Annotated in this window: 22 protein-coding genes and 1 pseudogene; 10 read left to right on the top strand and 13 right to left on the bottom strand. The window is 67.9% G+C overall.

What is annotated here, in order from left to right; genetic code table 11:
- Positions 1-2: 2 nt before the first annotated feature.
- Positions 3-1,268 carry an aspartate kinase gene (locus EGT67_RS16585; protein ID WP_127917177.1) on the bottom strand — a complete coding sequence of 422 codons (1,266 nt, stop codon included), beginning with the start codon at positions 1,266-1,268 and terminating at the stop codon, positions 3-5.
- 136 nt (positions 1,269-1,404) lie between these two features.
- On the opposite strand from EGT67_RS16585, the gene EGT67_RS16580 reads away from it, so the two are divergent.
- Entirely contained in the window at positions 1,405-2,601 is a 1,197-nt protein-coding gene (locus tag EGT67_RS16580; protein WP_241566074.1) for a low temperature requirement protein A, read from the top strand.
- Between the two features lie 3 nt (positions 2,602-2,604).
- On the opposite strand, the gene EGT67_RS16575 is transcribed toward EGT67_RS16580, so the two are convergent.
- Genes EGT67_RS16575 through EGT67_RS16565 form a run of 3 tightly spaced genes read right to left on the bottom strand, consistent with a single transcriptional unit; the run spans position 2,605 to position 6,762 of the window.
- Positions 2,605-3,258: a GAP family protein gene (locus EGT67_RS16575; protein ID WP_127917175.1), complete on the bottom strand. Its 654-nt coding sequence runs from the start codon at positions 3,256-3,258 to the stop codon at positions 2,605-2,607.
- A 58-nt stretch (positions 3,259-3,316) separates the two neighbouring features.
- On the bottom strand, positions 3,317-5,035 hold the full coding sequence (locus EGT67_RS16570; protein WP_241566073.1) for a SulP family inorganic anion transporter: 1,719 nt from the start codon (positions 5,033-5,035) through the stop codon (positions 3,317-3,319).
- Between the two features lie 23 nt (positions 5,036-5,058).
- On the bottom strand, positions 5,059-6,762 hold the full coding sequence (locus tag EGT67_RS16565; RefSeq protein ID WP_127917174.1) for a SulP family inorganic anion transporter: 1,704 nt from the start codon (positions 6,760-6,762) through the stop codon (positions 5,059-5,061).
- 147 nt (positions 6,763-6,909) lie between these two features.
- Between EGT67_RS16565 and EGT67_RS16560 the strand changes: the two genes are divergently transcribed.
- A complete protein-coding gene (locus tag EGT67_RS16560) occupies positions 6,910-9,255 on the top strand; it encodes an arylsulfatase (RefSeq protein WP_127917173.1) in 2,346 nt (781 codons plus the stop codon).
- A 232-nt stretch (positions 9,256-9,487) separates the two neighbouring features.
- Positions 9,488-9,817, top strand: a pseudogene (locus EGT67_RS25345) (AAA family ATPase); the annotation flags it as partial.
- Here the strand turns inward: EGT67_RS25345 and EGT67_RS25340 are convergent.
- Complete coding sequence (locus tag EGT67_RS25340; RefSeq protein ID WP_241566086.1) at positions 9,746-9,994, bottom strand: hypothetical protein; 249 nt, start codon at positions 9,992-9,994, stop codon at positions 9,746-9,748. The pseudogene EGT67_RS25345 and the gene EGT67_RS25340 sit on opposite strands and share 72 nt — an antisense overlap.
- Here EGT67_RS25340 and EGT67_RS16555 point away from each other — a divergent pair.
- Both EGT67_RS16555 and EGT67_RS16550 read left to right on the top strand, forming a co-directional pair.
- Complete coding sequence (locus tag EGT67_RS16555; protein ID WP_241566084.1) at positions 9,980-11,989, top strand: winged helix-turn-helix domain-containing protein; 2,010 nt, start codon at positions 9,980-9,982, stop codon at positions 11,987-11,989. The two genes, EGT67_RS25340 and EGT67_RS16555, sit on opposite strands and share 15 nt — an antisense overlap.
- Before the next feature lie 88 nt (positions 11,990-12,077).
- Positions 12,078-12,311, top strand: coding sequence for a hypothetical protein (locus EGT67_RS16550; protein WP_127917171.1), 234 nt, complete (start codon positions 12,078-12,080; stop codon positions 12,309-12,311).
- A gap of 29 nt (positions 12,312-12,340) precedes the next feature.
- On the opposite strand, the gene EGT67_RS16545 is transcribed toward EGT67_RS16550, so the two are convergent.
- Positions 12,341-14,044, bottom strand: a complete 1,704-nt coding sequence (locus EGT67_RS16545) for a SulP family inorganic anion transporter (protein WP_127917170.1) — start codon at positions 14,042-14,044, stop codon at positions 12,341-12,343.
- 34 nt (positions 14,045-14,078) lie between these two features.
- A complete protein-coding gene (locus tag EGT67_RS16540) occupies positions 14,079-14,456 on the bottom strand; it encodes a DUF8021 domain-containing protein (protein ID WP_127917169.1) in 378 nt (125 codons plus the stop codon).
- Between the two features lie 230 nt (positions 14,457-14,686).
- Between EGT67_RS16540 and leuA the strand changes: the two genes are divergently transcribed.
- A complete protein-coding gene (gene leuA, locus EGT67_RS16535) occupies positions 14,687-16,495 on the top strand; it encodes a 2-isopropylmalate synthase (protein WP_127917168.1) in 1,809 nt (602 codons plus the stop codon).
- A gap of 29 nt (positions 16,496-16,524) precedes the next feature.
- Here leuA and EGT67_RS16530 read toward each other — a convergent pair whose 3' ends face one another.
- The 5 genes from EGT67_RS16530 to EGT67_RS16510 all read right to left on the bottom strand — a co-directional run bounded on the left by EGT67_RS16530 (position 16,525) and on the right by EGT67_RS16510 (position 21,756).
- Complete coding sequence (locus EGT67_RS16530) at positions 16,525-17,502, bottom strand: tellurite resistance/C4-dicarboxylate transporter family protein (RefSeq protein ID WP_241566072.1); 978 nt, start codon at positions 17,500-17,502, stop codon at positions 16,525-16,527.
- A 2-nt stretch (positions 17,503-17,504) separates the two neighbouring features.
- Positions 17,505-18,725 (bottom strand): AI-2E family transporter, encoded by a 1,221-nt coding sequence (locus tag EGT67_RS16525; RefSeq protein WP_127917167.1) that lies wholly within the window; start codon positions 18,723-18,725, stop codon positions 17,505-17,507.
- Between the two features lie 27 nt (positions 18,726-18,752).
- Positions 18,753-19,241, bottom strand: a complete 489-nt coding sequence (locus EGT67_RS16520) for a DUF1269 domain-containing protein (protein ID WP_127917166.1) — start codon at positions 19,239-19,241, stop codon at positions 18,753-18,755.
- A 116-nt stretch (positions 19,242-19,357) separates the two neighbouring features.
- Complete coding sequence (locus EGT67_RS16515) at positions 19,358-19,744, bottom strand: hypothetical protein (RefSeq protein ID WP_127917277.1); 387 nt, start codon at positions 19,742-19,744, stop codon at positions 19,358-19,360.
- Between the two features lie 119 nt (positions 19,745-19,863).
- Positions 19,864-21,756, bottom strand: a complete 1,893-nt coding sequence (locus EGT67_RS16510; RefSeq protein WP_127917165.1) for an alkyl/aryl-sulfatase — start codon at positions 21,754-21,756, stop codon at positions 19,864-19,866.
- Between the two features lie 173 nt (positions 21,757-21,929).
- On the opposite strand from EGT67_RS16510, the gene EGT67_RS16505 reads away from it, so the two are divergent.
- From EGT67_RS16505 to EGT67_RS16490, 4 genes are all read left to right on the top strand, one after another.
- Positions 21,930-22,310 (top strand): SHOCT domain-containing protein, encoded by a 381-nt coding sequence (locus EGT67_RS16505; RefSeq protein WP_127917164.1) that lies wholly within the window; start codon positions 21,930-21,932, stop codon positions 22,308-22,310.
- A 147-nt stretch (positions 22,311-22,457) separates the two neighbouring features.
- Positions 22,458-23,696, top strand: coding sequence for a Mur ligase family protein (locus EGT67_RS16500; RefSeq protein ID WP_421958144.1), 1,239 nt, complete (start codon positions 22,458-22,460; stop codon positions 23,694-23,696).
- On the top strand, positions 23,689-24,402 hold the full coding sequence (locus tag EGT67_RS16495) for a type 1 glutamine amidotransferase (protein WP_127917162.1): 714 nt from the start codon (positions 23,689-23,691) through the stop codon (positions 24,400-24,402). Before EGT67_RS16500 ends, EGT67_RS16495 begins: the two co-directional genes overlap by 8 nt.
- Before the next feature lie 139 nt (positions 24,403-24,541).
- Entirely contained in the window at positions 24,542-25,486 is a 945-nt protein-coding gene (locus tag EGT67_RS16490; protein ID WP_241566071.1) for an alpha/beta hydrolase, read from the top strand.
- A 201-nt stretch (positions 25,487-25,687) separates the two neighbouring features.
- Here the strand turns inward: EGT67_RS16490 and EGT67_RS16485 are convergent, their stop codons facing one another.
- Positions 25,688-26,590 (bottom strand): oxygenase MpaB family protein, encoded by a 903-nt coding sequence (locus tag EGT67_RS16485; protein WP_127917160.1) that lies wholly within the window; start codon positions 26,588-26,590, stop codon positions 25,688-25,690.
- Positions 26,591-26,614: the final 24 nt, after the last annotated feature.

Genomic DNA, 26,614 nt, shown 5'->3' with positions numbered 1-26,614 from the left:
AATTACCGTCCCGTTCCTGCGTGTACGACGGCCTCTTCCTCGCCGCCGAGTTCGAAAGCTGCGTGGATCGCGCGCACGGCGTCGTCCAGATCGGTGTCCTTGACGAGCACCGAGATGCGGATCTCCGACGTCGAGATCAGGTCGATGTTGACGTCCGCCTCGGCGAGCGCCTCGCAGAACTTGGCGGTGACGCCCGGATGGCTCTTCATGCCGGCGCCGACGAGCGACACCTTGCCGATGAGGTCGTCGAACAGGATCTGCGTGAAGCCGATCTCCGACTGCAGCGCCGTCAGCTTCTCCACCGCACGCGGGCCGTCGGCCTTGGGCAGCGTGAAGGTGATGTCGGTCTTGCCGGTCTCGACCTTGGAGATGTTCTGCAGGACCATGTCGATGTTGATCTCGGCCTCGGCGACGGCACGGAAGACCTTCGCGGCGTGGCCCGGGGTATCGGGCAGGCCGACGACGGTGACCTTGGCCTCGCCGCGGTCGTGTGCGACACCGGTGATCAGGGCTTCTTCCACGGGAATGTCCTCCATCGATCCGGACACGATCGTTCCGGGCTTGGTCGTGTATGACGAGCGGACGTGCACGGGCACGTTGTAGCGGCGGGCGTACTCGACGCAGCGCAGCATCAGAACCTTCGCGCCGCACGCGGCCATCTCGAGCATCTCCTCGAAGGAGACGGTGTCGAGGCGCTGCGCGTCGGGCACGATGCGCGGGTCGGCGGTGAAGACACCGTCGACGTCGGTGTAGATCTCGCACACGTCGGCCTTGAGCGCCGCGGCGAGCGCGACGGCGGTGGTGTCCGAGCCTCCGCGGCCGAGGGTGGTGACGTCCTTGCTGTCCTGGCTCACGCCCTGGAAGCCGGCGACCAGCACGATCGAACCCTCGTCGAGCGCCGCGCGCACGCGGCCCGGGGTGACGTCGATGATCTTGGCGTTGCCGTGGCTGCCGGTCGTGATGACACCGGCCTGCGAGCCGGTGAACGACCGCGCCTGCGCGCCGAGCGAGTGGATGGCCATCGCGACGAGGGCGTTCGAGATGCGCTCACCCGACGTGAGCAGCATGTCCATCTCGCGGGCCGGCGGCACCGGACACACCTGCTGCGCGAGGTCGAGCAGTTCGTCGGTGGTGTCGCCCATCGCCGAGACGACCACGACGACGTCATTGCCCGCCTTCTTGGTCTCGACGATCCGTTCAGCGACGCGCCGGATGCGCTCGGCGCTCGAGACCGAGGATCCCCCGTACTTCTGGACGACGAGAGCCACGCGTGTGTACCTCCGGATAGATGGATTGATGCAAGTCCAGCTGTCGAGCTTACCGAGGTGCGTCTCCGGGAGTGCACCGCGTCCTGACCAACGGATAGGGGCGCGGCCCCACTCCGTCGGTGGCAGCATCTGCACGGTGAACGTCACCCGCCGTCTGACCACCCGCCCCACTGAGGAACGGGCATCGGTTTCGCCACTCGAGCTGTTCTTCGACCTGGTGTTCGTCTTCGCGCTCACGCGGGTCACCGAGCTGTGGGGCCACGATCCCAGCAGTGTCAACCTGCTGCACGGCGTGCTGGTGATGGCGGTGCTGTGGTGGAGTTGGGTGGGCTATTCGTGGGTGGCCAACCTGGTGCGCGCCGACGAGGGTGTGCTGCGGGTGGTGATGCTCGCGGCGATGTCGGCGGTGTTCGTCATCGCGCTGACGATCCCGGAGGCGTTCGACGACCTGCCGGGCGGCCTCGACGCCCCACTCGTGTTCGCCGTCGGCTACTTCGTGGTGCGGATGCTGCACATCCTGATTTTCCTGGTGATCAGTAAGGAAGACCCGCAACTGCGCGGGCAGGTGATGCGGTTCGTGCCGTCGATGCTCACGGGCACGACCTTCCTGTTGATCGCGTCGCAGCTGACGGGGCCGTGGCAGACGGTGATGTGGTTCCTGGCACTCGCCGGCGACTATCTGGGCACGCTGATCGGCGGGACCGGCTGGCGGCTGCGGTCGGTGAGCCACTTCGCGGAGCGGCACAGCTCGTTCGTGATCATCGCGCTGGGCGAGTCCATCGCGTCGATCGGCATCGGCGTCGCGAGCCTGCCGACGACGTGGGCGATCATCGTCGCCTCGCTCCTCGGGCTCGCGGTGTCGTCGCTGCTGTGGTGGGCGTACTTCGATGTCACGTCGCTGATGGTGGAGCAGGGATTCGAGGCGTCGCGGGGTCGGCACCGCATCCGGATCGCTCAGCGCTGCTACAGCTACGCACACCTGCCGATGGTGCTCGGCATCGTAATGGTCTCCCTCGGGCTGAAGAAGATCCTCTACTACGTCGGCGACGGCAACGAGCACCGGTTGACCGACCCCCTCCAGGGCTGGCCGTTGGTGGCGCTGTTCGGCGGCGCGGCGCTGTACCTGGCGGCACTCGTCTACTTCAAGCAGTACGGCGCCGGCGCGTTCAGCGTGCCGCGCACCGTGACCGTCGTCGTGCTGCTCGCCCTGATCCCGCTCGCGTGGCACCTCCCCGCGCTGGTGACGCTGGGACTTCTCACCGCGGTTCTGCTCGTTCTGATCGCCTACGAGACCTTCGTGTTCGCCGAGCGCCGGCGCACTATCCGAGCGTGAACATCACACCAGCGCGGACACGTTCCGGATCACGAACAGCGCACCGAACCCGAAGAACACGGTGAGCGTGAGCGGCCGCTCGTGCGCGAGCATCCACTCCTTGACCTTCGCGAGGATGCCCTTCGCCCGATCCCCGAAGGCCAAATACACCCCGATCGGCACCAGGAAGTCGAGTGCCGCCGCGAGAAGCAACAACACCGTTCCCGTCACCGCGGATGCGGTGGTCGTGTCGGATGCCGCGATGATGGTCATGCCGGAGATCATGATCGCGAGGTTGGGGTTCACGATCGACAGCGCGGCACCCATCACGAAGGCGCCTCGTGGCTTGGCGTTCGTGAGTTGCTGCATCCATTCCGGTCCGGTGTCCGAGGGCGTCCGCCGACGGATCAGTTGCGCCACGCCGAACGCGACGAAGATCAGACCGACGGCCAGACCCGCCCAGTGAGTGGCGGTTCCCGATCGGGTGTCGTGGGTGGCGCCGCCGAGCAGCGCCGCGATCCCGATCGCGGTGTACGCGATCATGAACGCGGCGAAGAACGCGAACGAGTTCGCCAGCGCCCGTTTCGTCTGCAACAACAGCACGCACCCGGCGATCGCGGCCGGCGTCACCGCCATCCCGGCCAGTTCCGGCAGCAACTGCAGGATCAGCTCTCCCATGGGTGAATTTCACTGCACGCGAACGGAACCGTCCTCACCCTCGGCGCATGAATAACGATCACCGACCCATCAGGTCGCCGGAAACGCCGTCCGAGGCGTCCGAGGAGGGACGCGCCCTCTCGATCGCGTCAACCGCATCCGCCACGCGCTCGAAGTAGCGATCCGAACCGTATTCGTGCCACCACGGCGTCGTCAGCAACTTCGGCATCTCCGAAACAGGCAGGTCGGCGAAGTGGACGGCGACACCGGCATCGTCCAGTTCCCGGACCATGTCACGGATCTGGTCGATCACGGTGGTCGACACCATGTAGGCGCGCGAGACATCGAGGACGAGGGCACCGGGCGGAGAGAGCTTCTCCGCCCCCTCGCCGACGCCGGCCCTCCGCTCGATCGCTGCGACCGTGGCGCGGACGCTGGCGGTGTACAGCGCGAGATTGACCCTCAGGACCAGAGGATCGGCCGCTTCGGTCGGAGCACCCTCCGCGCCGGGCCGCCACTCCCCCCGTTCGTCGCGGAACAGTTGGACGACATGCGGCCGGTCCAATTCCCGCAGCACGAGATACAGCGTGAGCACGACGCCGACCGCGACAGCCGCCAGCAGGCCCGCGGTCAGCCCGACCACCGCGGTGGCCAGCGCGATCCAGAACTCCACGCGATTGATCCGCCAGTAGCGCGCGAAGGAGCCGAGATCGAGTAGTCCGAGCGTCGCGACGACGACCATCGCGCCCAGCGTGGCCTGCGGCAGGTCGTCGAGCACCGGCGCCAGGAACAGCGCCACCGCGACCGCGAGCACAGCGGTCACCAGGCTCGCGGCCTGCGTACGTCCCCCGGCCCGCAACGCCACTGCGGTCTGCGAGAACCCGCCGGCCGGCGGCAGGGTGTGGAAGAACGAACCCGCCACCGAGGCCATGCCGTTGGCGAACAGTTCCTGATCGCTGTCGATCTGTGGTTCGCCGGACCTGCGCACGCCCCGCCCGACGGCCACCGTCTCGAGGAACGCCATGACCGAGATCGCGAGCGCTCCCGGAAGCAGCCCCCCGATGTCGTCCGGGCTCGGGATTCCCGGCAGCGGAATACCCTGCGGGACCGGGTCGATCAGCGCGACACCGTGATCGTCGAGGCCCGCGAACGCGACCAGCGCGACACCGATCGCGACCACCACCAGCGGGCCGGGGATCCGCGGCACGAACTTCGCCATGGCGTACAGGGCCGCGATCGAGCCCGCCGCGAGCAGCACCGTCGCCGGGACCGCGTCGCCGATCTGGCGCACGGCGGACCACAGCACACGGAAGAACCCGGTCGCGTCCGGATCCGACGGCACCCCGAGCAGCTTGGGCAACTGGCCGGCGGCAACCGTCAGTCCGACGCCGGCCTTGATGCCGGACAGCGTTGCCTCGCTGATGTTCTCGATGATCGACCCGAGCTTGAACGCCCTCGCCAGCAACAGGATCACACCGACCATCAGCGTCAGCGTCATCAACGACGTCTGCGCGTCCTCCGAGCCGGCCGCGATCCCGGCGCCGATCAGAGTCGACGCGGTGAGCGTGGCGATGGTGGAGGTGGTGCTCACGCTCGTGGTGCGGGAACCGCCGAGCAGCGCGTACACCACCATCGGCACCATGCACGTGTACAGACCGATCTGCACCGGCATGTCGGCGATCGTCGCGTAGGCCATCGCCTGCGGGATCACCACCGCCCCGGCGCTGAGTCCGGCCACGACATCGGCTCTGAGCCACGCCATCCGGTATCCGACGAGTGTCGGCGCGAGCACTGCCACAGTCCCTCCTACCCCGGTTCTGGCTACGAGTGCGCGTCCAGATCGGCGAGCGCGTCGGCAACTGTCGGGTAGACGGCGACGCGACCGTCGGCGTGCGCCGCCCGCGTCAGCGTGTCCCGGAACTGTCCGATGTCGCGCGCGATCCGGAGGTCCACACCCCTGCGTCCCAGGGTGTCTCGCAGCTGGGCGAGCATCTGGGCCGCACTGACGTCCACGAAGGGGGACGTCTCGGCGTCGAGGACGACCACGCGTGTCCGGTCGGTGCACAACTCGGCGATCCGTTCCTTGACGTGGTCTGCGTTCGCGAAGAAGAGTCCCCCCTCGACGCGGACCACCGCGACGTCGGGACGCGTGTCGAGATCAGGGCGACGCTCGGCGTCGACCCACCGCGAGCCGTCCTTCACCAGCGCGGCCACACGAGGACGGGACGCGCGATACAGCAGCAGCAGCATCGACACCCCGATCCCGATGACCAGACCCGGGAGGGTGTCGAAGAGCAGGACGCCCATCATCGCGGCGATCGCGGCGGCGAAGTCGGCGCGGGCAGCGTGCCCGTAGATGCTGCCGAGCCGCGCGGTCCACACGCCGTACAGCCGACGCAGCGCCGCGGCGTCGACCAGTTCGATGACGGCGGCGATCACTACCGCCGCGAGCGTCGCTTCCGGGAGCTTCTCGAACAACCCGGTGAAGAACAGCAGCGTGAGAACGGTCAGGCCGGCCACTACCAGCCCGCTGACCTGCGACTTGGCGCCGGCGCCACCGTTGACCGCGGTCTTGGACAGGCTCCCGTTGACGACCATGCCCGAACACAGACCGGAACCGAGGTTCGCCGCGCCCAGCCCCGCGAGCTCGCGGTTGGCATCGACCTCGTAGCCGGCCTTGGCCGCGTAGGTCTTCGCGGCGCCCAGGCCCTCCGCGAATCCGATCAGCAGCACGCCCACAGCGGGCCCCAGCAGGTCCACGTACTCGTCGAACCCGACACCACCCGGCAGACCGATCGCCGGCAGCCCGGAGTCGATGTGGCCGACGATGTCGACCCCCTTGTCCTCGAGGCCGAACACCACGACGGCGAGGACGCCCAGCAGGACCGCCAGCAACGATCCCGGCACGAGCGGCAGCCAGCGCTTGAATCCCAGCACCACCACCAGGCTCAGTGCACCGACAACCAATGTGCGCCAATCGGTGTCGCCGAGGTTGAGCACCACCGACCACGCCTGTTCGAAGAAGTTGCCGTCGCCCTTCTCGATGCCGAACAGTTTCGGAACCTGACCGATGATGATGGTGAGTGCCAGGCCGACGATGAACCCCTTGAGCACCGGTTCCGATATGAACGACGCGATGAATCCGAGCCGCAGCAGGGCGGCGAGCAGTCCGACGATGCCGGTCGCGACGGCCAGTACCGCCGACAGGGCGATGTACCGGCCTCCGTCCGCACCGGCGATCGGGGCGATGATGGCCGCCGACAACGCCGCGGTCGCGGACATCGGCCCGACCACCAGGTGCCGCGAACTCCCCGCGGCGGCGTACAGGATCAACGACGGGATCGCGGCGTACAACCCGACCACCGGCGGCACACCGGCAATCGTCGCGTACGCCAGTGCCTCCGGTACGAGGACCGCCCAGACGGTGAGCCCGGCGATGAGGTCGGGGCGGATCCACGCCCTCCGGTAGCCCTGAAGGGTCCCGAACGCGGGCCAGGGCCTGTGCGTCTTCTCGGTCGTACTCACCGTTCGCCGACTCCTCTCGCCCGGGGACTGCTCCGCTGATTGTCGACGCCCCGCGCGCAGGCGGCTTCACCTGACGAGGGTGAGGCGAAGGGACTGGCAGGCACCGACCATGAGACGACGGGACCTCTGACCGACGAAGGAGCAATCGTGGCCAAGGAATTCAAGGGCACCATCAATCTCGATGTGCGCGAATCGGTGTCGGACTGGGACGCCTTCCTTCCCGAGAAGGCACCGGCGGGCGCACCCAACGTGTTGGTCGTGCTGTACGACGACACCGGTCAGGCGTCGTGGTCGCCGTACGGCGGCCGGATCAACATGCCGACGATGGACCGTCTCGCGGAGAACGGCCTGACCTACACGCAGTGGCACACCACCGCGCTGTGCTCGCCGACCCGCTCGACGTTCCTGACGGGACGCAACCACCACCTCAACGGCTTCGCCTCCATCTCGGAGTCGTCCACCGGCTTCCCCGGCTACAACTCGCACATCCCGCCGTCCAACGCCACGATGGCGAACGTCCTGCGGGACGCCGGATGGTCGACGTTCTGGGTCGGCAAGAACCACAACGTGCCCATCGACGAATGGACGGCCGGCGCGTCGAAGAAGAACTGGCCGCTCGCGCAGGGCTACGACCGCTTCTACGGGTTCATCGGCGGCGAGACCAACAACTGGTACCCGTCGCTCGCCGAGGACAACCACTACATCGAGCAGCCGTACTCCCCGGAGGAGGGCTACCACCTCTCCAAGGACCTCGCCGACCAGGCGTTGAAGATGATCCGCGACGTCAAGCAGACCGAACCCGAGAAGCCCTGGTACCTGTGGTTCTGCCCCGGCGCCAACCACGCCCCGCACCACGCGCCGCAGGAGTACATCGACAGGTACAAGGGCATGTTCGACGACGGCTACGAGGCCTACCGCGAGTGGGTACTCGGTCGGATGATCGAACGCGGCATCCTGCCCGAGGACACCGATCTCACGGCGTTGAACCCGATGCCCGACGGCACGTTCTCCCCCACCGACGAGGTCCGTCCGTGGGCCGAACTGAACGACGAGGAGAAGGCCATGTTCAGCCGCATGGCCGAGGTGTTCGCCGGCTTCTCCGAGTACACCGACGCCCAGGTCGGCCGGATCGTCGACTACCTCGAGGAGTCGGGCCAGCTCGACAACACGCTGATCATCTACTGCGCCGACAACGGCGCCTCCGGCGAGGGCAGCCCGAACGGTTCGGTGAACGAGGGCAAGATCTTCGGCGGCTACCCCGACGATCTCGAGCAGAATCTCACGATGGTCGACAAGCTCGGCAGCCCCGACACCTACAACCACTACCCCACGGGCTGGGCGGCCGCGTTCTCCACGCCGTACAAGATGTTCAAGCGGTACACCTACCAGGGCGGCGTCTGCGACCCGCTGGTCATCCACTGGCCGGCGGGCATGAAGGCGCGCGGCGAGATCCGCCACCAGTACCACCACAGCACCGACATCGTGCCGACGATCCTCGAGGCCTGCGGTGTCGAGTTCCCCGACACCTACAACGGTGTCGAGCAGACCCCGCTGTCGGGCGTGTCGATGAGGTACTCGTTCGACGCCCCCGCCGACGGGCCCACCACCAAGGAAACGCAGTACTACGAGATGTTCGGCCAGCGCGGTCTGTGGCACAAGGGTTGGAAGGCCGTCTCCGTGCACGGCCCGGTCTCGGGCATGAGCAACTTCGACGAGGACGAGTGGGAACTGTTCCACGCGGACGTCGACCGTGCCGAGGCCCACAACCTGGCCGCCGAGCATCCCGGCAAGCTCGAGGAGCTCAAGGCGCTGTGGATGCAGGAGGCGAAGGCGAACAACGTGCTGCCGCTGAACGACCTGCAGATCCTCGGCAACCCCAAGGACTTCGAGACGTTCATGGGGATGGAGTTCCACCAGCCGGTGCCGCCGAGCGGACAGTACGTCTACTACCCGGGCACGAGCGAGGTGCCGGAGCGCTCCGCGGCCAACGTCCACGGCGTCTCCTACAAGATCCTCGCCGAGGTGGACCTCACGCCCGATTCGCAGGGCGTGATCTTCGCGCACGGTTCACGATTCGGCGGCCACTCGCTCTTCGTCAAGGACGGTGTCGTTACCTACGCGTACAATTTCCTCGGCATTCCGCCCGAGGACCGCATCTCCGCCCCGGTGCCGACGTCGGGCAGGCACATCATCGGCATCGAGTTCGTCAAGGAAGGCATGGGGCCCAACCGCGAAGGCGTCGGACCGCTCAAGCTGTACATCGACGACAAGCAGGTCGGCGAACAGAAGATCCGCACTGTGCTGGGCCACTTCTCGCTCTGCGGCGAGGGCTTGTGCATCGGCTACGACAGCGCCGATCCCGTGTCGAGTGCGTATCCCGAGCCGCGCTTCGAGTTCCGGGACGGTGAGATCCACAAGGTCGTGTTCGACGTCGCCGACGACGCGTACGTCGACATCGAGAGTCACCTTGCGGCGGCAATGTCGCGAGACTGAGCTGGTTCGACACGCGCGAACCGCCTGCGCGGGTTAAGCTCCCGCAGCAGGCGGTTCGTCCGGTCCATCCGGTCCGGGCTCGTTATGTGGGGAGGCATGTCGGGTGTCGATCACGCAAGACGGGAGTTATGCTGCGAGCGCTGATGTTCCGGTGTTCCGCAGTGATCGTGTCGTGTCACGGGTTCGATTGCTCGACACGATCGATACGGCTCTCACCGATCCGGAAAACGCTATGTCTGTCGTACTGGTTTGTGCGCCAGCAGGTTCTGGTAAGACGACATTTCTCGCAGACTGGGCGAATCGTGCGCGCGAGAGACCCGAGCGGCCGGTGGTCGCGTGGACGACCATCGTCGACAACGACGCCGGTCCACCCACTCTGCACACGGAACTCGTTCGCGCACTCGAGAACACCGGCCGGCCGGAGATAGCGCGAATCTGCCGGAATCTCGCGAAACCGACTGTTGTGCAGCGCCTTCCCATCGTGCAGTCGCTACTCGAACTCGACGAACCGGTGTGGCTCGTCCTGGACGATGCGCACCTGCTCCACGACCCCGATTCTCTGGCCGATCTGGAAGAACTCCTCAGGGCCCCATCGCAACACCTTCGCGTCATCGTGTGCGGACGCTTCGAACCACCTCTCGCCTTCCAGAAACTGCGACTCGACGGCCACGTCACGGATGTCACCTTCGAAGATCTCGCCTTCACGGCCGAGGAAGCGTCGATCATGCTCGGCGAGCACGACGTCACGCTCGACCCCGTCGACCTGGCGGCACTGATGGAACGCACCGAAGGCTGGGCTGCCGGAATCCGTCTCGCCGGCATGTCGCTCGCCGGGCATCCTGATCCGACGTCCCTGATCGAGAACTTCACCGGGTGCCGCCGCGCCGTCGCCGACTACCTGATCGAACAGGTCCTGGCCGGTCAGAGCGAAGAGATCCGGCAGTTCCTGATCAAGACGTCGGTGCCGTCGACATTCACGGCCGCGCTGGCCGAGGAACTCACGGGCTGCGCCGACGCCCATGCGATCATCGACCAGCTCGAGCACCGGAACTTCCTGATCAGCCGAATCGAGGGTTCTCCCACGCAGTTCCGTTACCATCCGCTGCTGCGCAGCTACCTGCGCGCCGAGATCAGCAGACTCGGCCACCGCGCGGTCCTGGAACTCGAGCACGTCGCGGCCCGGTGGTACGCCGAGTTCGGCGAGGCGCTGTTGTCACTCGAGCACGGCATCACCGCCGGCGACGTCGCCGACGTGGAGTCCGTGCTGGAAGAGTCGGGCCTGGCACTGGTCCTCGACGGTCACGGGGAGTCCGTCGAGCGCCTCATCGCCCAGGCACCACGTTCCATCCGGGACCGGGCGATCGCCGGCCTCGTGCGGGCGGCCGCCCACCTGCAATCGGACAGCCCGACGTCCGCGACATCGCTGCTGGGAGCGGTCCACGTGGAGGCGACGGACAGCGGAAGCGCGGACCACGCAAAGCTTCTCGAACAGGCGCTGCGCGTACAGGCATCCGTCTACACCGGCGACATCGCGCGCGCACTCGAGGATTCGTCCGATCCGGACGCGGGCCCGTCCGGCGATCCGTGTCTGGACTCGTTCGTCGCCCTCCAGCACGGCCGCGGACAGCTCTACCTCGGGAACCTCGACCTCGCCGAACATCACCTGCGCCGAGCGCGTGCACACGCCCGCGAGATCGATTCCGCGCGCATCGACGCGCAGGCCTCGGCGGCGCTCGGCGCCGCCGCCCTGTCCCGTGGCCTGCTCGGCGAGGCGCAGGCGTTGGCGGCCCACAGTCGGGCCACGACGACCGATGCCGATCCGTCCGGATCGATGGACACGCGCCGGGTGGCCCTGCTGGAGGCGGTCTGCCACTACCTGCGCAACGACACCGCGCGGGCCGTCGAACTCGCCACCGCATTCGCGGGCGCACCCGGGATCGACGCACCACTGGCCCAGGAGAGCGCCGTCGCCGCGGCACTGTTCGGGATCGATCTGGCCGAGGACCGCCGCGCCGCGGTCGCGGCCCTGCACACCGCCAGCGTCACCAGGCGGGCGATGCCCCGGCCTCCCGGGCTGCTCGCTGCGTGCCTTCCGTCGATCCAGTTCGCGTACCTGCACATCGGTGAGGTCACCTGGGCTCGCGAACTTTTCGGCGTCGCAGCCGACGCGCTGGGCCCAACCGGCGACATCGCACTGCTCGAGGCGATCCTGCACCTGTGCGCCAACCAGCTCGAGCGGGCGCGGACCCTCCTGCGCCCGGTCCTCGACGGTGAACTGCGGTGCGCCGCCGCCACCAACATGGTGACGGCGTGGCTCGTCGAGGCCGAGGTCGCGCGGCGCCGCGCCCACGACTCGCGTGCGCACGATGCTCTCGTGGAGGCCCTCCGCCTGGCCGAGCCCGAGGGGGTCCTGCGGCCCTTCCACGACATGACCCCGGCAAGCCGGGAGCTGATGTCCGCCAGCCGTGGACGATTCGGCGCCAGAGACTCCTTCGCGGATCTGGTGTGGTCCTCCTTCCCCCGGACGACCGTCACCACGGCCGAACAGCTCACCCGGCGCGAGCTGGAACTGCTTGCCGAGCTGCCCACGTGGCGTACCGCCGAGGAGATCGCGTCCGACCTGTGCGTGTCGGTCAACACCGTCAAGACGCACCTGCGCGGCATCTACCGCAAACTCGGCGTCACCACCCGGCGCGATGCGGTCACCGCCGCCCACTCCCACGGGTTGCTCTGAACGCTCGGATTCACCATCGGTGGGTGAGGCGTGAGCCCGGCGGTCGAGGCATTCTCGGTGGACCGGAAAGCAACGAACAGGAGGCGTCATGGCCACTTCCGACTCGGGCTGGCCGGCCACCGTGCGCTACGCCTTCCTCGTCGGCGGTGAACTGTCCGAGCGGGTGCTCGCGGCTTTCCCGGAACTGCAGGTCTCGGAGACGGCCCATGCGCACACCACGCTGTACGGCCCCGTCCGTAACCCCACCGAACTGCGCGGCATGCTCGCCCGCTTCGACGCCCTCGGCCTCACGATCGTCGAGATGCGACGCCTGCCGGACTGACAAGGCTCGGCTGCCGGACCGAGGACGGCTCAGCCGTCGGCGCGCGCGGTCACCCGCACCAGCCGGTGTTCGGCGGCATCGAACGCCCGTCGGGTCGACTCCCCGATCGTGTCGGTGGCCGAATAGACCTCCAGCGCGAGGCCTTGGCCGGCGAGGCGGTCGTCGTCCCAGTCGTGCGAGACCGGCTCGGCGATGCCGCTCAGGTACAGGCGCCCCCCCACCGCGTCGAGGCGCTGCGCGTAGTCGCGGACGACGGAGAAGAACGTCGCCCCGAAGGTGGTTCGGCCCCTGAGTCGCAGGACCACTTCCGGGTTCGCCGCACCGGACGGATCGGGCAGGCGGGCCTGAAGGGTGCGGGCGCCCGCGTAGAAGAGGCTGCCGTAGACGTCGAGCACGACGATCTGCCCGTCCGCGAGGGTCCGCGGCGCGGGCTGCTCCCGCAGGGTGCCGTCGTCCGCCGGGACCAGTTCGACGACCGACAGATCCATCGCCTCCTGGTTGAGCTGCAGGAGCAGCGACAGCGCCACACCGATTCCCACCGCGGCGGCCACCGGAAGCAGCAGCGTGGCAAGGAAAGTCGTCGCGAGAGCGATCTGCGAACTGGGCCCGCTCTGGAGGATCACCCGGATCTCGCGCGGCCGAAGGGATCCGACGGCCGCGAAGACCAGGACCGCCGCCAACGTCGGCATCGGGACCTTCCCGACGAGCCCGGAGAAGACCACCAGGATCACCAGCATCCAGACCCCCGACCACACGGCACCCCACCGGCCCCGCGCGCCCGCCGAGTCGTTGAGCGCCGTCTGGCCCACCGAGCCTCCCACCGGCATGCCGCCGAACAGTGCCGAGCCGATGTTGCCCACGCCCTGCGCCGAGAAGTCTGTGTTCGGCTCCGATCGGCTGCCGTCCCGGTTGGGTGCCGACTCCGCCACGCCCGCGCCCTGGACCAACACGATCACCGCGACCGCCAGGGCCCCGCCCAGCAGTTCGAGCGAGAAGGCACCGAAGTCCGGCAGCACCGGCAGCGGCAGCCCGGTCGGGATCGTTCCGACGTCCGAGACCCGGGCCACGCTGTCCCACCCGAACCCGATCACGACGGCGCTCGGCACGACCAGCGCCAGCAGGGAGCTGAACAGGGCGAGCCGGGTGCGGGCGAGAACCACCACCAGCAGCAGGGCCGTCGCACCCGTGACGAGTGCGTGCCAGTCGATGCTCGACGGGTTGGAGATCACGTCGAAGAACTTCGCCGCCGCGACCGACCCGCTGGCATCGGCCCCGACCAGGTCCGGGAACTGACCGAGGACGATGTTGACCGCGATACCGGTCAGGAACCCGGTCATCACCGAGTGCGACACGAAACGGGTGTAGCGCCCCAGGCGCAGCAGTGCCGCCACGACCATGACCAGACCGGCGATGAGGGTGAGCAGCACCACCGCGCCCGATCGGTCCGCCTCCGGGAGGTCGGCGACGGCCGATCCGGCGGCCAGGGCCGCGGCGCTGGTGGTGGTGATCACCATCAGTTTCGTGCTGGTCTGCAATCCGCCGAAGAGCGGTCCGGCAAAGCTCGCATACAGCCCGTGGACCGGGTTGATCCCGGCGAGCACGCCGGACGCCATGCCGTCCGGAACACTGCTGATCGCCCCTGGGATGCCCGCGACCAGGTCGTTCTTGAACGAGCCCCGCTCCGGGAGTCGGGAACGCACCCAGCTTCCGACGGCGCCGACCACTCCAGCCATGCGTGCAGTGTGCGCAGCGGCGCCGCCGGTGTCCTCACTCCCGGAGGATGAGGTTGTCCCTGCGGACCAGCCGGATCTTGGCGTCGATCCGGTGGATGCGCGGGTCGTCCGCCGGGATGCGGAAGGTCTCGTGGACGTGGGCGGTGGCCAGCGTCCGACCGAACACGCCGGCGTCGATCAGGTACTCGGCGATCACGTCGTCGCCCTCGACCCGATAGGTCTCCTGCCGAACAGCGCGAATCACCCGGAACTGCGGGCCTCGTGAAAGGCTGCGGCGCAGGTGGTTTCCCGAAAAGCCTGTCTTCAGGCCGACTTCGTAGCGCACCGCATTCGGCGCGTAGGGCACGGAATCACCGTCGTGGCTGAGGAGGGCGGCTACGTAACTTCGGGCCGCGTCGAGCTGTGCAGTCATGTGACACAGTCGACCATGCCGCACCCACCCCGAGTGTGAAATTGCTCCCCACTCCTCACGTGCTATCGGGGCGCAGGGGTACAGTGCCTTCTATGCAGCGCGCGCTCCTTCTTGGGTGCCGCGGCGGGGTCTGATCCAGACTGGCCACCCGTCGCGGGTCCTCTCCGTGCGCCGGTCGCCTCAGCTGTCGGGCTCTCTACAGTCCACAACCAACCTGGAGATCGATTCCCATGTCCCCCGCTGACGCCTTCACTTCCGGTTCGCGCACCATCACGCCGCCGTCCAAGCCGGCGCCCGCCGACCAGCCGGCCTGGAACACCCAGAAGAACTCGTCGATGCCGACCTTCCGCTACCGCTCGTTCGGTGAGGAGGTCGAGACGGTCTCGCTGAAGGACCGCACCTGGCCCGACAAGGTCATCGACCGCGCCCCGCAGTGGTGCGCCGTGGACCTGCGTGACGGCAACCAGGCCCTGATCGACCCGATGAGCCCGGCCCGCAAGCGCCGCATGTTCGAGCTGCTGGTCCGGATGGGTTACAAGGAGATCGAGGTCGGCTTCCCGTCCGCGAGCCAGACGGACTTCGACTTCGTCCGCGAGATCATCGAGGACAACGCGATCCCGGACGACGTCACCATCCAGGTGCTGACGCAGTCGCGCCCCGAGCTGATCAAGCGCACCTTCGAGGCCTGCGCCGGCGCGAAGAACGTGATCGTGCACTTCTACAACTCGACGTCGATCCTGCAGCGTCGGGTCGTGTTCCGCGCCGACAAGGACGCGATCAAGAAGATCGCCACCGACGCCGCCGCACTGGTCCTGGAAGAGGCGAAGAACCACCCCGACACCAACTGGCGCTGGGAGTACTCGCCGGAGTCGTACACCGGCACCGAGCTGTCGTACGCCAAGGAGGTGTGCGACGCGGTCGTCGAGACCCTGGGCGCCACCCCCGACAACCGGGTCATCATCAACCTGCCGGCCACCGTCGAGATGGCGACGCCCAACGTGTACGCCGACTCGATCGAGTGGATGCACCGCAACCTGGCGCAGCGCGAGAGCATCATCCTGTCGCTGCACCCGCACAACGACCGCGGCACCGGTGTCGCGGCCGCCGAGCTGGGCTACCAGGCCGGCGCCGACCGCATCGAGGGCTGCCTGTTCGGCAACGGTGAGCGCACCGGCAACGTGTGCCTGGTGACGCTGGGTCTGAACATGTTCACCCGCGGCGTCGACCCGCAGATCGACTTCTCGAACATCGACGAGATCCGTCGCACCGTCGAGTACTGCAACCAGCTGCCGGTCCACGAGCGCCACCCGTACGGCGGCGACCTGGTCTACACCGCGTTCTCGGGCAGCCACCAGGACGCGATCAACAAGGGCCTGGACGCGATGAAGGTCGCGGCGGACAACCAGAACGCCGACATCGACGACATCGTGTGGGAGGTGCCCTACCTGCCGATCGATCCGAAGGACGTGGGCCGCACCTACGAGGCCGTGATCCGCGTGAACTCGCAGTCCGGCAAGGGCGGCGTCGCCTACATCATGAAGGCCGACCACGGCCTGCAGCTGCCGCGCCGCCTTCAGATCGAGTTCTCGCAGGCCGTCCAGAAGATCACCGACGGCGAGGGCGGCGAGGTCTCGCCGAAGGAGATGTGGGACGTCTTCTCCGAGGAGTACCTGGCCCCGGTCAACCCGCTGGAGCGCATGCGCCAGAAGGTGACGGCGGCCGAGGAGGACGGCGGCACCGACTCGATCACCGCGGTGGTCAAGGTCAATGGCGCCGAGCAGGAGATCTCCGGCGCCGGCAACGGCCCGCTGGCCGCGTTCGTCGACGCGCTGGGGACCATCGGATTCGACGTCCGCGTCCTGGACTACTCCGAGCACGCGATGTCCGCCGGTGACGACGCCCAGGCCGCGGCGTACGTCGAGTGCGCGGTGACGCTGCCCGACGGCACCAGCAAGGTCGTGTGGGGCGTCGGCATCGCCACCTCTATCACCACCGCGTCGCTGCGCGCCGTCGTCTCGGCGGTCAACCGGGCGCACTGAGTTTCCATCGCGAGAAGGGGCCGCATCCGTCAGGATGCGGCCCCTTTCTCGTCTTCTGCCGACGCTGCCCGAACGAGATGGCGCTCCGAGCCCACCAGCAAGACCAGGCACACGACGACCGCCGGCCACACCAGGACCAGGCCGACGGGGCGCAGCCAGTCGGCGTCCGACGACGTCGCCACGATCAGCGACGCCGCCGACGTCATCCCCATGGGGAAGTCGGTGGACCAGCGACGCACGTCGTAGCGCGGACGAGGCCAGCGGATCTCGGAGACCACGAGGATCACGTAGCCGGTCATCGCGAGGCACGCGATCACGATGCCCGCGACCTGGATCGAATGGTGCACTCCCGCCGGCCAACCGGCGGCCTCCACCGCAGGTGCGAGCGCTCCTGCGGCCAGCGCACTGATCGCGAGGCCGCCCGCGAACACCCACTGATCGCCCGCGCCGATCCGGAACTGGTCGTACGAGAAGCGGACGGACACCACCAGGTAGAAGAACAGTCCCAGCAGAAACGCCACGAACGCAGGCGCGGCCAGCCAGTGCGCCGGCGCCGACACGACGAGCACCGCGCCGAGCGCGGCGAGTCCCTGCGTCGCGACGCAGAGCAGGAAGTGCGCGCCGACGGTCGGCGACGTCCAGTGCCACAGCACGACAGGCATCAGCACGATCCACGCGACCAGCGCGATCGCGAGCGCAACCCACCCGACGTGGTTCCACTCCAGCAGCACGCACCGCGCCCCGAGCACGCACGTCGCGGCGACACCGGTCAGAGCCTGTGGGGTGTCGGCCTCGTTCTCCCAGCGGACACGGTCGCCGAACAGGCGTCCGACGAACACCGCGACCAGCACGATCCAGATCAGCCCGCCGACGACCAGCCAGAACCGCGAGAACCACTCGATGTCCGCGAGGTGCAGCGCCACCGACAGGATGCCGGTCGACATGGCCGCGGCGCCGGCCCCCGCCGGAACGGCGGTCAGCACGCGGCCCGCGACCCTCGTCGACACGATCAGGTGTCGGTGGCGGCGACGGGCACCGGAGGCCCGGTCTGCGCCGTCGACTGATCGGTCGAGCCGTCGGGCGGCGCCGGGTCGTCGGGCGACACCGAGCCGTCGTCCGGCGGCACCGGGTCGTCGGGCGCCTTGTCCCCGATCAGGATGTTGACCCAACGGGTGGACGGGTCGATGTCGAGCAGCATCGCCTTGGCCAGGAGTGTCAGCGGAATCGCCAGCAGGGCACCGAGCGCGCCGAGCACCCAGGTCCAGAACACCAGCGACAGGAACGTCATCGTCACGCTGATACCGACGGCGTCGCCGACGAACTTCGGCTGGATGATCGACTGGATGACGAAGTTGATCACGCAGTAGACGACGATCACCCACAACATCAGGCCGGGGCCGCCGTCGAGCAGCGCCAGCAGTGCCGGCGGGACGAGCCCGATGACGAATCCGATGTTGGGGATGTAGTTCGTGATGAAGGACAGCAGACCCCACAGGATGGGCAACGGGACGCCCATCAGCCAGAGGGCGCCACCGTCGAGCACGGCGACGATGAGACCGAACACGGTGGAGACAACGAGATACTTGCGCGTTCCGCGAACGAAAGTCGACAGGGCGTAGGCGATTTCGGGCCGAGCGCGTGCGACGATCCGCATCTTGTCGTCCATCGCCATGCCGTCGACCGCCATGAAGAGCAGCAGTGCGACAACGAAGAAGAGGTTCGAGAACACTCCGAGGAGACTCTGCAGGACCGATTCCAGGACGCCGACGACCGTACCGACGTCGATGCCGCTCAGGACGTTGTGGATCTGGTCGGAGTTCACCCCGGCGTTCGCCAGCGCCGAACGCAGGCCATCGAGGAGGTCGTCGACGGTGTCCGCGTACTGCGGCAACTCGGTGGCAAGCTGTGCGGTCGACACCACCAGCGCGCCGATGAGTCCCAGGAGAATCAGGTTCACCACGATCAGCGCGCCCACCATGCCGACCCACCTGGGGAGCCCTCTGCGTTGCGCCCACGACTGGATCGGTTGCACAGCGATGGTGAGCATCAACGCCAGGAACACGGGGCCGAGGATCCCGGCGAACATCTTGATTCCGGCGATCGAGACGACCACACCCGCGCCCGCCAGCAGCACGATCAGGCCGCGCGGGATCGCCCACGGTGCCGGCGACAGGGATGGCGCCGGCGCCGTCGACGATGTCCGCGCGGACGGTGATCTACGTGAGAGCATCAGCATTCCCTCCGGACGGAGAATCGATCAGTCCGCGAACACTTCGCGCAGGTGAGCCTCCTGCTCGTGCGACAGGTTCGTAGAGATCAGTTCGGCGTGCTGACCGTGGAATTCCTCGTGGACGCGGTCCAGGGTCTCGTCGGAGGTCAGGACGAACAGGGCCGAGGTACCGGGGGTGATCTGGTCCTTGAGGCGCTTGATGAAGTCGTCGTCGATTCCGACGTCGGTCAGTGCCCCGGTCACGGCACCGACCGCGGCACCCACGGCAGCCCCGATCAGCGGGATGAAGAAGAGGATGCCGAACAGCAGGCCCCAGAACGTGCCACCGAGAGCGCCGACACCCGCCAGGTTGGTGAGCTGGCGGGTCTTCGGCTTCTTACGCCCTTCCGGCCAACTCACCACTGCGGCATCGTGAACGACGATCAGCGCCTGCTTCTGCAGGTCCTCCAGAGTTGCGATCGCGGTGTCCGCACCGGTCGGGGATGCGAACTTCCAGACGGTCAGCGTTCCAGCCATGGGGTCTCCTCGCACAGTGGGGTCCAGCCGTGTCGGCCTCACCAGCACCGTACGAACAGAGTCACCGCGAGGACCTCACACTTTTCGGGTGAACGTTCGGTGGGAACGCGACACGGTCAGTGCCGCGGCAACTCGTCCGGAAACCGGTAGTCGCAGCCGAGGTCGTCGGTGGACCGCGTTCCCCACTCGTCGCGGAACCACGCGACGCACGCGTCGGCGACGAGTCGCACGTCGCGGGTGAACAGGTAACCGTCGGTGCAGTCGGCGAAGTGGTCGTCGAAGAACCAGCGGTCCAGCGGCAACCCGTCGACGGAGTGGTCGGACAGCGTCAACTGGTCGAGGACGGTACGGGATCGCCGGAGCATCAGCACGCCGTCCTCGAGCACCTGGATCTGCGCGCACACGACCTCGTCCTCGTCGTGGCTGCGGTATCCGCTCGGCCCCATCTCGAGCATGAACGCAACGGGTTGATCGGTCAGCGAGTCGACCAGCCAGTCGACCATTCCCGCCCACGACACCCCCGACGATCGCGCATTGTCGGCCACCGCTCTCCCTCCCTCGTCAGCGACCCGTCCCCGACGAACCTATCGGTCGGCTACGACAGTTCGATACGCATGCCTCCTCAGGGCGTCACGATCGCGAAGCCCGGATCCGGGTCGTCGAGATAGTCGGCGAACTCGGTCAGCCTGCGCACGTCGCCCACCGCGTCGACGCGCCCGTCGGCGATCGCCTCGGGCAGGTCGACCAGGCCCAGTAGCACGCCCAACAGCAGGCGGCGCGGAATCGTGAACCGGGCGTCCGGATCCGGAACGGGCCGGTCGACGTCGAGGTCCCAGTGCACGAGCACACCGTTCCGCAGTTCCATCCGGTGTACGCACCCGTCGTCGCTGATGTCCCAGTCGATCACGATGTGGGCGTGCCATGCCTTGGGCCCGTCGACGCGCAGCGAGATCGCATCGAACAGTTGCTCCACCGACAGTGCCCGCGCGAGGTCGGGTGCCGCGACCCGCGTCGGCGAACCGACCGGGCCACTGCGCAGTTCCAGCGCCCCCGTGAGGTAGAAGTTGCGCCAGGTCGCGTTCTCGGCACCGTACCCGAGCTGCTCGAGGGCGGCGGCCTGCAACTCCCGCGCGTCGACGTTGTCGGGATCGGCGAAGACGACATAGTCGACAACCTGAGCGACCCATCGGAAATCGCCCTCCGCGAAAGACTTCCGCGCCTTGCGCAGCACCTCCGCGGAGCCACCCATGAACTCGACGTGGCGCTTCGCCGACTCGACCGGCGGGTACTCCCACAGGTGCGCCGGATTGCCGTCGAACCACCCCAGGTAGCGCTGGTAGATGGCCTTGACGTTGTGACTGACCGAACCGTAGAAGCCGCGCGCGTGCCACGACTTCCCGAGCACGGGCGGCAGCTCGAACTCCTCGGCGATCTCGATCCCGGTACGGCCCTGGTTCATTCGCCGCACGGTCTGGTCGTGCAGGTAGGCGTACAGATCCCGTTGCCGGGCGAGGAATTCGGTGAGCCGCTCGGTTCCCCAGGTGGGCCAGTGGTGGGACGCGAACAACACGTCCGAGTCGGCCGCGTACCGATTGATCGCCTCGGTGAGGTACTTGGCCCAGGCGTGCGGATCCCGGACCAGCGCCCCGCGCAACGTGAGCAGGTTGTGCAGGGTGTGAGTTGCGTTCTCCGCCATGCACAGTGCCCGCCGGTCCGGGAGATGGAAGTTCATCTCCGCGGGCGCCTCGGTGCCCGGTGTCGACTGGAACTCGATCCGGACGCCGTCGACCACCTCGGTGTGTCCCGTGCGTTCGACGAAGACCGTGGGCGCGATCAGCGTGACCGTTCCGGTCGACGTGGCCTGACCGAGACCCGATCCGACCGATCCGCGCGGGTTCCGCGGCAGCGCGGTCCCGTACATGTACGCGGCGCGGCGGGCCATCGCCGTGCCGACGTAGACGTTCTCCGCGACCGCGTGTTCCACCAGACCCGCGGGGGCGATCACCGGGCAGCGACCGGCCTCGACCGACTCGACGTCGGTGACGCCCTTGACGCCACCGAAATGATCGACGTGCGAGTGGGTGTAGACGACCCCGACCACGGGACGGTCTCCGCGATGCTCCCGGTACAGGGCCAGTGCCGCCGCGGCGGTCTCGGCGGAGATGAGGGGGTCGACGACGATGACGCCGGTGTCGCCCTCGACGATCGTCATGTTCGAAATGTCCAGACCGCGAACCTGGTAGATGCCGTCGCAAACCTCGAAGAGACCCTGCTTGGCGGCGAGGCGACTCTGCCGCCACAGGCTCGGATCGACCGTCGGCGGGCATTCGGCGGCGAGAAACGAATAGGAGTCGTTGTCCCATACGACGGTTCCGGCGGCGTTCCGCACCGTGCAGGGAGTCAGGGCCGCCACGAAGCCCCGCTCGACGTCCGCTGCGTCCTCTTCGGGCAGGGTGACCACCGACCGCGCGTTGGCCGCGGCGATCTCGGGTGTCGCATCTGCCGGAACCGTCATCGCGAAGCCCCAATCGGAAGTCACTTACGTGGGTCGGTTCCCGCCAATCATCTCCCGTTCGCCGATTGTTCGTCGCGACTTGGAATTCACCCGCCTCGAATGACGCAATCGAGCCGCCGTTTGTGTCACAGTCAGATGCACTTTCGGCTGAACACGTGAATGGAGCTCTGAAGATGGACTCTTTCTGGGATTTTCTCTGGGTGATTCTCGTCAGCTTCGCGTTCGTCGCGTACCTGATGCTGCTGTTCTCGATCATCACCGACCTGTTCCGGGACCACAAGAGCTCCGGCTGGGTCAAGGCGATCTGGGTGGTCTTCCTGATCATCCTTCCGTTCATCACGGCGCTGATCTACCTGATCGTCAAGGGCGACGACATGACCAAGCGCTCGGTCCGCGCGGCCCAGCAGATGCAGGACGCGCAGGAGTCCTACATCCGCCAGGTCGCGGGCAAGTCGGGTGCGGAGCAGATCGCCGACGCCAAGGTCCTGCTCGACGCCGGCACCATCACGCCGCAGGAGTTCGAGTCGCTCAAGGCCAAGGCGCTGGCGAGCTGACCCTCCGGCGCTTGCCGCTTCACCCTTCGTGATGCCGCGCTTCCGTTCGGGGGCGCGGCATCGCCGTTTCCGGAGCGGCACGCGTGGCACCGGAACACGTCCCCGTCGCGCCTGTGGAAAACTCGGCACGTGGGAACTAGCACTCGGATGACACTGCGGGGCCGTCTCGCGCTGCGCGCGGCCGCTGCGGCGGCCTGGGCCTCGCAGAAGGCCGGCCGCGGCAAGGGCTCGATGATCGGCGGCCTGATCGCCCTCAAGATCGATCCGACACTGATGCAGCAGCTCGGCCGAGGACGACGCACCGTCGTCATCACCGGCACCAACGGCAAGTCCACCACCACCCGCATGACGGCGGCCGCGCTGGCGACCGTCGACGAGGTCGCCACGCAGGCCGACGGCGCCAACATGGACGCCGGCATCGTGGCCGCGCTCTCCGCCCGCGTCGACGCCCCGCTCGCCGCCCTCGAGGTGGACGAACTGCATGTACCGCACGTGAGCGACGCCGTGAACCCCGAGGTCGTGGTGCTGCTGAACCTGAGCCGCGACCAGCTGGACCGGGTCGGTGAGATCAACATGATCGAGCGCAAGCTGCGCGCCGGGCTCGAGCGGCACCCGAACGCGATCGTGATCGCGAACTGCGACGACGTGCTGGTCACGTCGGTCGCGTACGACTGCAAGAACGTGGTCTGGGTCGCCGCCGGCGGCGGCTGGGCGAGCGATTCCGTGAGCTGCCCGCGCACCGGCGAGCCGATCGTGTGGGACGGGCCGCGCTGGCGTAGCACCGGGTCGGACTTCGCGCGCCCGACACCCGACTGGTGGCTCGACGACGACAATTTGTACGGGCCGGACGGTCTCGTGATCCCGATGAAGCTGACGCTGCCGGGCAAGGCGAACCGCGGCAACGCGGCGCAGGCGGTGGCCGCGGCCGTCGCGATGGGCGCGAAGGCGGAGGACGCCGTCGCCGCCGCGTCGATCGTCGAGGAGGTCGCCGGCCGCTACAGCACCGTCCAGGTGGGTGCGCACTCGGTGCACATGCTGCTGGCGAAGAACCCGGCCGGCTGGCAGGAGGCGCTGTCGATGATCGACCACAGCGTCGACGGCCTGGTGATCGCGGTCAACGGGCAGGTGCCCGACGGCGAGGACCTGTCGTGGCTGTGGGACGTGCGCTTCGAACACTTCGAGGGCGTCAAGGTGGTCGCGGCCGGCGAACGCGGCACCGACCTCGCGGTCCGGTTGACGTACGCGGGCGTCGAGCACACGCTCGAGCACGATCCGATGCGGGCGATCGCGTCGTGCCCGCCCGGCCGGGTCGAGGTGCTCGCGAACTACACGGCCTTCCGTGACCTGAACACCGCAATCGCCAAGGAGAACAGCCGCGATGTCTGAGTCCACGGTCCGTATCGGCCTCGTCCTGCCCGACGTCATGGGCACCTACGGTGACGGCGGCAACGCTCTGATCCTGCGGCAGCGCCTGCGCATGCGTGGCTACGACGCCGAGATCGTCGACATCACCCTCAGCGATCCGGTACCCGAGTCGCTCGATCTGTACACCCTCGGCGGCGCCGAGGACTCGGCGCAGCGCCTGGCCACACGGCACCTCAAGACCTATCCGGGGCTGCAGCGCGCCGCCGAACGGGGCGCGCCGGTCCTCGCGATCTGTGCGGCGATCCAGGTCCTCGGCCACTGGTACGAGACGTCGGCCGGCGAACGCGTCGAGGGCGTGTCGATGCTCGACGCCACTACTTCCCCGCAGGCGACGCGCTCGATCGGCGAGGTCGTCACGTCGCCCCTGATCGACGGCCTCACCGCCCCCCTCTCGGGGTTCGAGAATCACCGTGGTGGAACGACTCTCGGCGCCGACGCCACGGCCGTCGGCCGGGTGACACACGGCGTGGGCAACGGTGTCGGCGACGGACTCGAGGGCGTCACGCAGGGTTCGGTGATCGGCACGTACATGCACGGACCGGTCCTGGCCCGGAACCCCGAACTCGCCGACCTGCTGCTGAAGCGTGCCCTCGGGGTCGACGAACTGCGGCCGCTGGATCTGCCCGAGGTGGACCTGCTGCGCCGCGAGCGCCTGCGGGTGCGCTGAGGCCCCGGGACGGCACCACCGCGTGCTGTCCCGCCAGGTGGGAGGATGCGGTCCGCCCGGTTCGCGCCCTTCCTAGCCTGGATCTCGTTGCAGCACACAACTTCCCCGAGTGTGCTCTCGTCGAGACCCAGGAGGCGCCTTGATCGACCGCATTCATCCGGAGCTGCGCACACTGCTACCGACGCTCCCCCGCGTCGACATCACCGACCCCGTGGCCTTCCGCGAGCGACAGCGGATCCGCGCGGCCGAACTCGCGACGAACGTCGTCCGCCCGCACGACCTGACCGTGGACGACCGCGTGGTCCCGGGACCGCCGGGTGCACCGCAGGTTCCGGTCCGCATCTACACCCCCGCCGGGAGCTTCTCGCGGCTCGGCGCGTTGGTCTGGTTCCACGGCGGCGGCTACGTCTTCGGCGAGATCGAGGCATCGGAACGCACGTGCGTCGAGATCGCGACCACCGTGGGGTGTGTCGTCGTCAGCGTTGAGTACCGCCTGGCGCCCGAGCACCCCTATCCGGCCGGGCTGGACGACTGCCTCGCCGCACTCACCTGGGTCTCGGAGCACGCCGACGAACTCGGCGTGGATCCCGAGCGTCTGGCCATCGGGGGTGTCAGCGCGGGCGCGGGACTTGCCGCCGCGCTCGCCCTCCGGGTCCGCGACGAGAACGGGCCCCGTCTCGTCTACCAACTGTTGGACAACCCGATGCTCGACGACCGCCTGGAGACGCCGTCGGTCAACGAATTCACCGACACACCGTTGTGGACCCACGGCCAGGCGGTGCTCGGGTGGAACTTCTACCTCGGCGGCCGGTCCGTGGACACTCCGCCCCATGCGGCGGCCGCCCGCGCCGACGATGTCTCCGGTCTGCCCCCGGCGTGGATCGCCGCCAACGAACTGGATCCGTTGCGCGACGAAGCGATCGAGTACGCCCTGCGCTTGATGCGGGCCGGTGTTCCCGTGGAACTGCACCACCGGCCGGGGACCTTCCACGGATCCAACGCTTTCCCCGGGGTGTCCGTGTCGGACCGAACGCGAGAGGACATGCACCTGGGCCTGAAACGAGCGCTCACGAAGACGATGTGAGGGGCAAACTCCCCCAAACAGGGGTGTCGCCGGGAATGCATACACATCCTCGGCGGCATCTCTGTTTCACGAGCCTTTCACCGTTACCGATTACTCACTCGATCCGCACTACTGATAGTACGCGCCGAAGTGCCCTCCGCAATGCCTCGAGCTGCAGTTGTTCGAGTTGTGACCCTCGCCGGACCGAATGTGGCCGATGCGTTACACGAGGCGTCGCCCCGTTCGGATCCGCCGCCGCAGATCGCGCATCAGGATTCGGCTCGGCATATGCCGGACGAAGCGCGGGAGAATGCGGTTGACGAACGCGACGAAGACGAAGAGGTGTTCGAAGCGGCGCTGGTCGTCGTCGGTCCATTCCATTCCGAGTTGCTCGCGGAACAACGGCGGCAGGAAACCGGCGGTGAGGAACCTCAGCAGGCCGCCGAACAGAAACCGCAGAGGCCACCGCACCATTCGCAACCCGATCAGATCGGTCAGGTACGCGCGGACCGTGTCGTCGACCGCAACGCGCTCGCACGCGATGTTCCAGTACCGGTCGAAATCCGCGCGGGTGGCCGGCCACATGTCCTCGGTGACCTGAAGAGTCGTGCCGAGCGTCGACGACGACCGATAGAACTCCTCGGCCTGATCGGGTGTCAGCCGCCCGTGCAGCAGTTGATGCGTGTCCTCGAAGCCGACGAACAGGCACGCCGCGACCCACAGTTGTAGCTCACGATGGAAGGCGTTGTACGCCACCGGGCTGTCCTCGTCCGAGCGCACGTACCTGTGCGCGCCGTCGACAGCCTCGCGGTAGGCGCGGCGCTCGTCGTCGGATCCCAGGATCGCCACCGAGAGGTACGTGAAGGTGGTGCGGGCACGTTTCCACGGATGCTTGACGAGACTTCCGGATTCGACCTTGCTCTCGGCGACCCCGTGCCCCACTTCCGGCCACGACAGTTGCATCACCACGTTCGCGGCGCCTCCGGCGAACGACCAGAAGTCGAGGGCGTCGGGCAGACGAGCGTGTCGATCCGCGCCGCGCGGGGCGCTCGTGATCCGAATGCGCGTGCGCTCGTTGGTCAATCGCGGTTCGGACCCGGCGAGATCCAGGTATCGGGTCGGCACGGGGGCTCCTCCCGGTCGGGCGGT

Origin of the sequence: Prescottella agglutinans (assembly GCF_004011865.1) — a bacterium.
Taxonomy (GTDB): Bacteria; Actinomycetota; Actinomycetes; order Mycobacteriales; family Mycobacteriaceae; genus Prescottella; species Prescottella agglutinans.
Note: the sequence above shows the minus strand (reverse complement) of the source record. Positions and strands in the feature narration are given on the sequence as shown.